The following is a 9,566-nucleotide window of genomic DNA, read 5'->3' on the forward strand; positions in this document are numbered from 1 at the left end:
GTCAGCGTTTGCGCAGCCAATAGGTATAGGTGCCCGCCTGGGCCGTTTCACTGAACAGATCATTACCGGACAATTTGGCGAATGTCCGAAAGTCCCGCTGGGAGCCCGCGTCGGTCGCGATCACCTTGAGCACCGCACCCGCGTCCAACCCATTGAGCGCCAGCTTGGCCTTGAGCAAGGGCAGCGGACAAGTCAGACCGCTGGCATCCACCTCCGCGTCACACTTTATTTCGTCGACCATTACACCCCTCGTCTCATTCGCGTCGTTCCCAGCATTACGGCTTGCCACAAGGCACTTTGGCACAAGGGTACAGAAGTGTGAGCAAATCTTCAGGCAACACATTGAGCACACTACCCTTCACCCTGCGCTTGTGGCTGACCCCTTGCCATGGCTACAGTACCCTTTTGCCGCCCAGAGTCTCGTGCATGACCCTTCTGCGCCCTACGCTGTTGGCCCTGGCCTGCCTGCTTGCCCTGCCTGCCCATGGCGATGACCTTCCCTCACTGGGCGATGCCAGCTCGGCGATCGTTTCACCCGAACAGGAACACGACCTGGGCCGCGCCTGGCTCGCCATGTTGCGCTCGCAGGTCAAGCAATTGCCCGACGCGCAACTCAAGGACTTCGTGGAAACCAGCGTGTATCGCCTGGCCGAAACTAGCCAGGTGCAGGACCGCCGCCTGGAATTCGTGATCATCGATAGCAAGGAGCTCAATGCGTTTGCAGCGCCGGGGGGCATTGTGGGGGTAAACGGCGGGCTGTTCCTGGGGGCCCAGACCGAAGGTGAATATGCTGGTGTACTGGCGCACGAACTGGCCCACTTGTCCCAGCGCCACTTTGCCCGTGGGCTGGAAGCGCAGCAGCGCATGCAATTGCCGCTGATGGCGGCGCTGTTGGCGGGCGTGGTGATGGCTGCTGCCGGGGCCGGCGATGCGGGCATGGCCACCATTTTTGGCAGCCAGGCTGCTGCCATTCAGAACCAACGCGGTTTTTCCCGGCAGAACGAAGCCGAAGCGGACCGCATCGGTATTCTCAACCTGGAAAAAGCCGGCTACGACCCTCGCAACATGCCCAATATGTTTGAGCGCCTGGCGCGGCAATACCAGTTCGACGGCAAGCCGCCGGAGTTTCTGCTGACTCACCCCGTGACCGAGTCCCGTATTGCCGACACCCGTAACCGCGCCGAACAGTCCCCCAAAGGCGGCAAGGAGGACAGCACGCTCTACCAACTGATGCGTGCACGGGTGCAGCTGATGTACGAGGAAACCCCGGGGCTTGCCGCCAAGCGCTTTCGGGCGCAACTGGATGAGAACCCTGGTAACGATGTAGCCCGCTATGGCCTGGCTATCGCCCAGACAAAAACCGGGCAGCTCAACGAAGCGCGGGAAAACCTCAAGCCGCTGTTGGTCAAGGCGCCCAACGACCTGACCTACAACCTGGCCGAAGTGGACCTGGACATCACCAACAACCGGTTGCCAGATGCACAACAACGGGTGGATCGCCTGCTGACGCTGTACCCCGACAGCTACCCGCTCAACCAGGCCCGCATTGACCTGCTGCTCAAGCAGGGCCGCACCGCGGACGCCGAAAAAGGCCTGGACGCCTTGCTCAAGTCCCGGCCGGAAGACCCGGACGTGTGGTACATGGTGGCCGAAACCCGCGGCCAGAACGGCAATATCATTGGCCTGCACCAGGCCCGCGCCGAATATTTCGCCCTGGTGGGCGATTTCCAGCAGGCTCAGCAACAGCTGGACTTCGCCAAACGCCGTGCTGGTGACAACTTCCCCCTGGCCTCGCGCATAGACGCGCGCCAGAAGGAACTGATGGAGCAGGAGCGGCGCGTGAAAGAAATGATGCGTTAAAGGCCTGGCGCCTTGTACCGAACCCTCGGCCCTCTCAGGTGACCAACAAGGGCCGCTGCGTTTTATTTGCCCGCCGGGCTGGCCGTTTTGCCAGTTTGAGCGATGATTAAAGGATCTAGAAGGAGACCTGCATGCTTATCCGCACCCTCGCGCTTACCGCCCTGTTCGCCGCCAGCCCGCTGTATGCGGCAGACGGTGACTCGCCGCTGGCCCAGGACCGCGGCAAGGCCAGGCCCTTGCTGATCTACTCCAAAAGCAGCGGCGACCAGGCATTGGTCAACGAAGGCGCCGCGGTGCAGGACCCCGGCCTGAAGCAGCGGGACGTTGTGGTGTACAAGGTGGTTGGCCTGAGCGGCGAGCGCAACGGCAAACCGTTGGATACCCAGGCTACCATGGCTTTGATACGCGAGCTGAACCCAAACGCCGGCACCAAAACCAAAGTGGTACTGGTGGGCAAGGACGGTGAGCGCAAGCTGGAAAGCACCGACCCGTTACCACTGGAACAGGTGTTCTCGACCATCGACCAAATGCCCATGGCCGAGAAAGAAGCCGCGGCGGCAGCAGCGCCTGCCGAGCCTGCTCCGGAGGCCGCCAAGGCCAAGGGCAAGCCCGCCAAAGGTGCTGCGGCCAAGCCTGCGTCGGACCTGGACGACTAAGCCACCGCGTTTGTCGGGGCCAATAGCGCCACCAAATGTTCCACCACTTGGGACGCTTCGTCTTCTGTCAGCGTCAAGGCTGGCAGCAGCCGTATCACGGTGCCCCGGGTCACGTTCAGCAATAGCCCCCGCTCGGCGGCACGCTGGGCCAGGCCACCGGCGGCGTGATTCAATTCGATACCGATCATCAGCCCCTGCCCCCGTACTTCGCGCACCGCCGGGTTTGTGGCAAGGCGTGATTGCAGTGTTGCCAGCAGCCAGGCACCCAGTTGCCGCGCATGGCTGACAAGGTGCTGGCGCTGGATGATATCCAGCACCTCACACGCTACGCGACAGGCCAACGGGTTGCCACCAAAGGTACTGCCATGGCTGCCGGGGGTCAGCAGCTGTGCCGTACGTGACCGCGCCAGGCAGGCACCAATGGGCACACCGTTGGCCAAGCCTTTGGCCAGCGTCAGCACGTCGGGCACGATGCCTGCCTGGGCATAGGCAAACCAGTGCCCTGTGCGCCCCAGCCCGGTTTGCACCTCGTCCAGCATCATCAACCAGCACTGGCGATCACACAGCGCCCGCACAGCACGCAGGTAGCCAGCCGGGGCGGGGCGGACACCACTTTCCCCCTGAACCGGCTCCATCAGCACAGCTACCACCTGTGCACCATAGCGCTGGGCAATAGCGTTCAGCGCATTGATATCGCCGAAGGGCACCCGTAGGAAGTCATCTGCGTGCGCACCAAAGCCAAGGCGCACGCCCGAACAATCGCTGGCCGCCAGCGTGGCCAAGGTGCGGCCATGGAAGGCGCCCTCCATCACCACGATGCGCGGCTGCTCGATACCCCGGTGCCACGCCGTCAGGCGCGCCAACTTGAGGGCCGTTTCGTTAGCCTCGGCGCCTGAGTTGTTGAAAAAGGCGGCGTCCAGGCCACTGAGGGCGGCAAGCTTGCCAGCCAGTTGCCGCTGCCAGTCGATGTCGTAGTGGTTGGACGTGTGCAGGACCAGGCCCGCCTGGTCGCGTATGGCTTCAACCACCTGCGGGTGGCAATGGCCGACACAGGTCACGGCCACGCCGCCCATGGCATCCAGGTAGCGCTTGCCCGCGGCATCCCACAGGGAAGCGCCCTCACCGCGTACGAAACTCATTGGCAAAGGGGTGTACGTATTCATCAGGTTCGCGGCGGTCATGTCTGGGCTCCTTTCCTTGAAGGCTTCCAGTATCGTTAACCACTTGAGCTGGATAAACATCCGCTTTGTTTAATCATTGGCAAGCTGAGGTTGATAATGGATGTGTTGCTGGCCATGTCGGTATATGTACGGGTGGTGGAGGAAGGCAGCATGACGGCTGCCGCACAGGCGTGCGGGATGTCAACGACCATGGTGGGCAATCACATTCGGGCCCTTGAACAGCGCCTGGGCGTCAGCCTGTTGCAACGTACCACCCGGCGCCAGCGCCTGACCGAATTCGGCACCCAGTACTACCAGCGCTGTGTGGAGGTGCTGGGGCTGGTAGATGCTGCCGAACAGTTGGCTGAACAGGCCCAGGCCGAACCTGCGGGCCGACTGCGTATTACGGCGCCGCTGACGTTTGGCGTGGAACGGCTGTCCCCTGCCCTGGCCGACTACCATCGGCAGTACCCTAAGGTCCGGCTTGATGTGGTCCTGAGCAACCAGCGGCTGGACCTGCTGGACAACGGCTTCGATATTGCCATACGCCTGGGCAACCCTGACCCGGCCAACGGAGTCATTGCGCGCCGCTTGGAAGACTACACCCTTACCATCTGTGCAGCGCCCGCGTACCTGCATGCCCATGGTGTGCCCCAGGCGCCGATGGACTTATGCGCCCACAACTGCCTTGCCTTCGATTACCCCGCTGGGGATGACTGGCAATGGGTGGAGAAGCAATGGCGGCTGGAGGGTGCTGAGGGGGAGGTACTGGTACCGGTCAGCGGGTCGATCATCATGAACAGCTCGTCTGGGCTGCACCAGGCCGCCTTGGCCGGCATGGGCATCGTGATGATGCCGGACCCTCTTGTGGCCGATGACCTGGCGACCGGCCGGTTGGTGCCGTTGCTGCAAGCCTATCGCCTACCCCGCCGCCCCATGAACCTGATGTATGCCAGCGACCGCTACCGCTTGCCTAAAATCCGCACGTTCGTGGACTTCGCGCTCGACCATTGGGCAAAGCCCGGCTGAGAAACTATGGATACCCTGGCGACGAACGGAAAGATACATCTATAGACTGTTCTTAAGATATATCTTAATGTGAGCCCACACCCCATAGGAGTATCACCATGAAACACCATCATCCTCACCATGACGGCCTTGACCATGGCCCCCGCGGCCGTGAACGCGGCCCGCGCGGTGGCAAGGTCTTTGCCCCCGGCGATCTCAAACTGCTGCTGTTGTCACTAATCGCCGAGCAGCCCTGCCATGGCTACGACCTGATCCGCCGTATCGAAGGCTTGTTCGATGACACCTACAGCCCAAGCCCTGGCGTGATCTACCCTACCCTTACGTTTCTGGAAGAAAGCGACCTGATTGTCAGTGCGGCCGACGGCAACAAGAAGCTGTACAGCGTCACTGACGCCGGGCAGGCCTCGTTAGGCGAGCAGGCCATTGCGCTGGACGGCATTCGAACCCGCATTGACGTTAGCAAGCGGGCCTTGCGCGGCCCTGAGCGGCCACCGGCCATCCATGAGGCGGTGAACAACCTGCGCCATGCGTTGCATGTTCATCACGGCCGTTGGACCGAAGAGGAAATCACGCGGGTTCGCGACCTGCTCAACCAGACAGCTCATGCCATCGTCGGCAGCACTGCCTCTGAGGAGTAACCATGACTCAACGCCCTGAATCGGCCACACGCCGCGTGATGCATGAAATCAAACGCCGCCAGCTGGAAGTGTTGCGGGTAACCGACCTAACGCCGCGCATGCGCCGTATCACCCTGGGCGGCCCGCAATTGGCGGGCTTTCTAAGCCTGGCCCCGGATGACCACATCAAACTGATGTTCCCACGTACCCCCGAGGAAGCTGCGGCGCTGCCCACGCTGGTGCTAGGCCAGGGCGATGAAGGGCCCAAGCCCGCTATGCGCGATTACACCCCAAGGCGTATCGACCTGGCGGCTGGCGAGCTGGACATCGACTTCGTGATCCACGGTGACGGCCCCGCGTCGACGTGGGCTGAGCAGGCTCAACCTGGAGATACGCTATACATCGGCGGCCCCCGTGGCTCGCTGATTGTGGAGGACGTGTTCAACAGTTACCTGTTGATTGGCGACGAAACCGCCCTCCCCGCCATCGCCCGGCGGCTGGAAGAATTGCCTGCCAACCGCCAGGTGCTGGCGGTGATCGAAATAGAAGACGATCAGGAGCGCCAACCCCTGCCAGGGCGGCCTGGCCTGGAAGTGATCTGGGTGCTGCGCCATCCGCAACGCCTTGAGGACACTGTCGCCGGGCTGACCCTGCCCGCCGGCAGGCTCTATGGCTGGATTGCCACTGAAGCGTCGTTGTCACGCCGGCTGCGACGCATTCTGCTGGACCACTTCCAGCTAAGCGAAGACCACGTCAAGGCTGCTGGCTATTGGCGCCGTGAAGGCGACGACGCCTAGCCAAGCCAGCGTCCGCGCTTACCGTTATCAGCCCGCCCAGGCAAAACGCAACCAACAGGCCCAGTGCGTTGACGAACGCACGGGCAAAACCCAACTCGGTAGCGTCCATGAAGGGGTATGGCCATACACCGATGGACCAGCCGCGCATTAGCGTAAAGCCGTACCAGCTCAAGGGGTACAGTGCCCAAAGCGCCACATGGTGGCGGCGCAACTGCCCCTTGGGAACGCACACCCACCAGAACGCCAGCATCGCTGGCGGCATCAGGTCATGCAGCACCTCATTGACCACCCATTGCACTCCCTGAGGGTGCCAGAACTGGCGCAGTAGCAGGTTGTAGGCAATACCCACCAGCAGCATGCTGAGCACTGCGCAACTGGCTACCGGCGGCAAGCGCAAGAAACGTGACGGGCGTGTGCCCCGAGGCCAAGCGTGCGCACTCAATACCGCGGCAGCAAAGGTGTTGCTCAGTACCGTGAAATAACTCAATACGTGGATCAACCCGCCCACAAGGCTCGCCCCTATTGCCCAACGCGACTGCAGTACCAGGTAAACCTGCGTCACAATGGCGGCCCAGGCAATCAAGGCCAGTAGCTTTACTGCAGTGAGCCCCCGCATCAGTCGCCGCTCCGCATTGTTACGAAGTGAACAAGACTGTCTTTTTGCAGCGGCGCTTTGCCGCAGCGGCAGATGGCTATATTCTCCCCGCGCTTCTGGCTGAACCCGTTCAGCCTATTACATAAAACCATTAGAAAGACTGCCTTCAATGCCTGCCCCTATTCCCCGCCTACATGGCGGCGTTGTGCGTTACGTGGCCACTGCCACGGCGTACGCCGTGCCTACCCTACCTATCCTTCCCGTTTCATGCACAGGCCTGTTCGACGCAGGCCCAGCCTGGACGTTCGATGGTGGGAAATGGGCCCGTGAGGTGCGGACGTAGGCAGGCACCCCCCCACTGGCGCCCCTGCATAAAGGGCCCAGCATTTTCACACTTTGGAGATTCGTACGTATGAGCACTGACAGTGCCAAGAGCGGTCGGCGCCTGTTGCCTACCCTGCTCGGCCTGCTCTTCCTGCTGATGGGCCTGGCCTTGCTGGTGGGCGGTATCAAGCTGGTGGCGGCCCATGGGTCGCTGTATTACCTGGTAGCCGGTGTCGGCATCCTGCTGACTGGCGTACTCCTGGTCGCCCACAAGCGCGCCGCCCTAGCGGTATATGCGCTGGTCCTGTTCGGCAGTACCCTGTGGGCGTTGTGGGAAGTGGGCCTGGACTGGTGGCAGCTGGTGCCACGCTTGGCACTGTGGTTCGCCCTGGGCGTGGTCATGCTGCTGCCTTGGCTGCGCCTGCCCCTTACCCGTGGTGCGCGCTACCCGCTGGGCACCAATGGCCTGAGCGTAGCCGTGGTGCTGGCCGGCCTGTGTGCCCTGGCCAGCCAGTTTACCCACCCTGGTGAAATCAAAGGCGAGCTGGGCCGCGACACGGCAGGCACTGCCAGCGCCGCCCCTGCCATGGCGGAGGGCGACTGGGGTTCCTATGGGCGCACCGCTTTTGGTGACCGCTACTCGCCGCTTACGCAAATCACCCCCGGCAACGTCGCCAAGCTGGAACCGGCCTGGAGCTTCCGTACGGGTGATATTCCGGGCGCTGGCGACCCAGGCGAGACCACGGCGGAAAACACGCCGCTGAAGGTCAACGGCTTGCTGTACGTGTGTACCCCGCACAGCCAGGTCATTGCTCTGGACCCGGATACTGGTAAGGAAATCTGGCGCTTCGACCCGAAAATCAGCTCCCAGGGCGCTGACAGTTTCAAGGGCTGGGCCCATATGACCTGCCGCGGTGTGTCGTACCACGATGACGCCGCCTATGCGGCTGATACCCAAGCCAGCCCAGCGGTGGCGACTTCGTGCCCGAAGCGTATCTTCGTGCCTACAGCCGATACCCGCTTGATCGCACTCAATGCCGATACCGGCAAGATGTGTGAAGACTTCGGCAACAAAGGCGCCATCGACCTGAGCGCTAACATTGGCACCTTTGCGCCGGGCGGCTACTACTCCACGTCGCCACCCGCAGTGACCAAAGACCTGGTGATCATTGGTGGCCACGTGACCGACAACGTGTCGGTGGACGAGCCTTCAGGGGTGATCCGTGCCTTCGACGTGCATGACGGCCACCTGGTCTGGAACTGGGACAGTGGCAACCCGGAACACACCACCCCGATCGCGCCGGGCGAGCACTACACCCGTAACTCGCCCAACATGTGGTCGCTGATCTCTGTAGACGAGAAACTGGGCCTGCTGTACCTGCCCATGGGCAACCAGATGCCCGACCAGTGGGGCGGCGACCGTACCCCGGAAAGCGAGCGGTACAGTGCTGGCGTGACGGCCCTGGACATCGCCAGCGGCCAGGTACGCTGGACCTTCCAGTTCACTCACCACGACCTGTGGGACATGGACGTGGGCGGCCAGCCCAGCCTGATCGACATCAAGACCGCTGACGGCCTCAAGCCGGCCGTGATGGCGTCGACGAAGCAGGGCAGCATCTACGTGCTGGACCGTACCAACGGCCAACCGATCGTGCCGGTCAACGAAACCCCGGTGCCACAGGGCGCTGTGGAAGGTGACCATACCTCGCCGACCCAGCCCATGTCCGAACTGAACTTCATGCCGCCGACCCTGCGCGAGCAGGATATGTGGGGCGTGACGCCGTTCGACCAGATGCTGTGCCGTATGGACTTCCGCTCCATGCGCTATGAAGGCATCTACACGCCACCGTCCTTGCAAGGCTCTCTCGTGTACCCCGGCAACTTCGGGGTGTTCGATTGGGGTGGGATTTCGGTCGATCCGGTTCGCCAGATCGCCTTCGTGAACCCGGACTACATGGCGTTCAAGTCGCGCCTGGTGCCCCGCGCCGATGTAGAAAGCGGCCCCGCGCGCAAGAGCGAGACCGAAGGCGTGCAACCCAACAAGGGCGCACCCTATGGCGTGGTACTGGAAGCCTTCCTGTCCAAGGCCGGCCTGCCGTGCCAGGCACCAGCCTGGGGTTACGTGGCAGCCGTGGACCTGACCACTCACAAGACCCTGTGGAAGCATAAGAACGGCACCGTACGCGACAGCGCCCCGGTACCGATGCCGCTGACCATGGGTGTGCCCAGCCTGGGCGGCACCTTCGTGACTGCCAGCGGCCTTGGCTTCCTGAGCGGTACCCTGGACCAGTACCTGCGTGCCTACGACATGAACAACGGCAAGCAGCTCTGGGAAGCCCGCCTGCCAGCCGGTGCGCAAACCACGCCGATGACCTACACCGGCAAGGACGGCCGCCAGTACGTACTGGTGGTCGCCGGGGGTCATGGTTCGCTGGGCACTAAGCAAGGTGACTACGTGATGGCGTATGCACTGCCCAAGTGATGCACTAACGATGTAACGAAAACGGCGCCCTTCAAGGCGCCGTTTT

Annotated in this window: 9 protein-coding genes; 6 read left to right on the forward strand and 3 right to left on the reverse strand. The window is 62.5% G+C overall.

The window, feature by feature from the left end; translation table 11 throughout:
- Position 1 precedes the first annotated feature (1 nt).
- A complete protein-coding gene (locus ACSAMW_RS09210) occupies positions 2 to 241 on the reverse strand; it encodes a sulfurtransferase TusA family protein (protein ID WP_500593657.1) in 240 nt (79 codons plus the stop codon).
- A gap of 185 nt (positions 242 to 426) precedes the next feature.
- On the opposite strand from ACSAMW_RS09210, the gene ACSAMW_RS09215 reads away from it, so the two are divergent.
- Together ACSAMW_RS09215 and ACSAMW_RS09220 are read left to right on the forward strand one after the other, a co-directional pair.
- The gene (locus ACSAMW_RS09215; RefSeq protein WP_500593658.1) at positions 427 to 1,860 is read left to right on the forward strand and encodes a M48 family metalloprotease; all 1,434 of its coding nucleotides are present in this window, start codon (positions 427 to 429) and stop codon (positions 1,858 to 1,860) included.
- 131 nt (positions 1,861 to 1,991) lie between these two features.
- Entirely contained in the window at positions 1,992 to 2,516 is a 525-nt protein-coding gene (locus ACSAMW_RS09220; RefSeq protein ID WP_500593659.1) for a DUF4174 domain-containing protein, read from the forward strand.
- On the opposite strand, the gene ACSAMW_RS09225 is transcribed toward ACSAMW_RS09220, so the two are convergent.
- The gene (locus tag ACSAMW_RS09225) at positions 2,513 to 3,697 is read right to left on the reverse strand and encodes an aspartate aminotransferase family protein (protein ID WP_500593660.1); all 1,185 of its coding nucleotides are present in this window, start codon (positions 3,695 to 3,697) and stop codon (positions 2,513 to 2,515) included. The genes ACSAMW_RS09220 and ACSAMW_RS09225 overlap by 4 nt on opposite strands.
- 96 nt (positions 3,698 to 3,793) lie before the next feature.
- Between ACSAMW_RS09225 and ACSAMW_RS09230 the strand changes: the two genes are divergently transcribed.
- The 3 genes from ACSAMW_RS09230 to ACSAMW_RS09240 all read left to right on the forward strand — a co-directional run bounded on the left by ACSAMW_RS09230 (position 3,794) and on the right by ACSAMW_RS09240 (position 6,119).
- Complete coding sequence (locus ACSAMW_RS09230) at positions 3,794 to 4,705, forward strand: LysR family transcriptional regulator (protein WP_500593661.1); 912 nt, start codon at positions 3,794 to 3,796, stop codon at positions 4,703 to 4,705.
- Positions 4,706 to 4,803: 98 nt separating this feature from the next.
- Positions 4,804 to 5,343, forward strand: a complete 540-nt coding sequence (locus ACSAMW_RS09235; protein ID WP_500593662.1) for a PadR family transcriptional regulator — start codon at positions 4,804 to 4,806, stop codon at positions 5,341 to 5,343.
- A 2-nt stretch (positions 5,344 to 5,345) separates the two neighbouring features.
- Positions 5,346 to 6,119 carry a siderophore-interacting protein gene (locus ACSAMW_RS09240; RefSeq protein WP_500593663.1) on the forward strand — a complete coding sequence of 258 codons (774 nt, stop codon included), beginning with the start codon at positions 5,346 to 5,348 and terminating at the stop codon, positions 6,117 to 6,119.
- Here ACSAMW_RS09240 and ACSAMW_RS09245 read toward each other — a convergent pair.
- Positions 6,076 to 6,735 (reverse strand): Pr6Pr family membrane protein, encoded by a 660-nt coding sequence (locus ACSAMW_RS09245; protein WP_500593664.1) that lies wholly within the window; start codon positions 6,733 to 6,735, stop codon positions 6,076 to 6,078. The two genes, ACSAMW_RS09240 and ACSAMW_RS09245, sit on opposite strands and share 44 nt — an antisense overlap.
- A 391-nt stretch (positions 6,736 to 7,126) precedes the next feature.
- Here ACSAMW_RS09245 and ACSAMW_RS09250 point away from each other — a divergent pair, with 391 nt between their 5' ends.
- Positions 7,127 to 9,520, forward strand: a complete 2,394-nt coding sequence (locus ACSAMW_RS09250) for a glucose/quinate/shikimate family membrane-bound PQQ-dependent dehydrogenase (protein ID WP_500593665.1) — start codon at positions 7,127 to 7,129, stop codon at positions 9,518 to 9,520.
- Positions 9,521 to 9,566: the final 46 nt, after the last annotated feature.

The sequence above is a fragment of the Pseudomonas sp. AB39(2026) genome, from assembly GCF_059831485.1.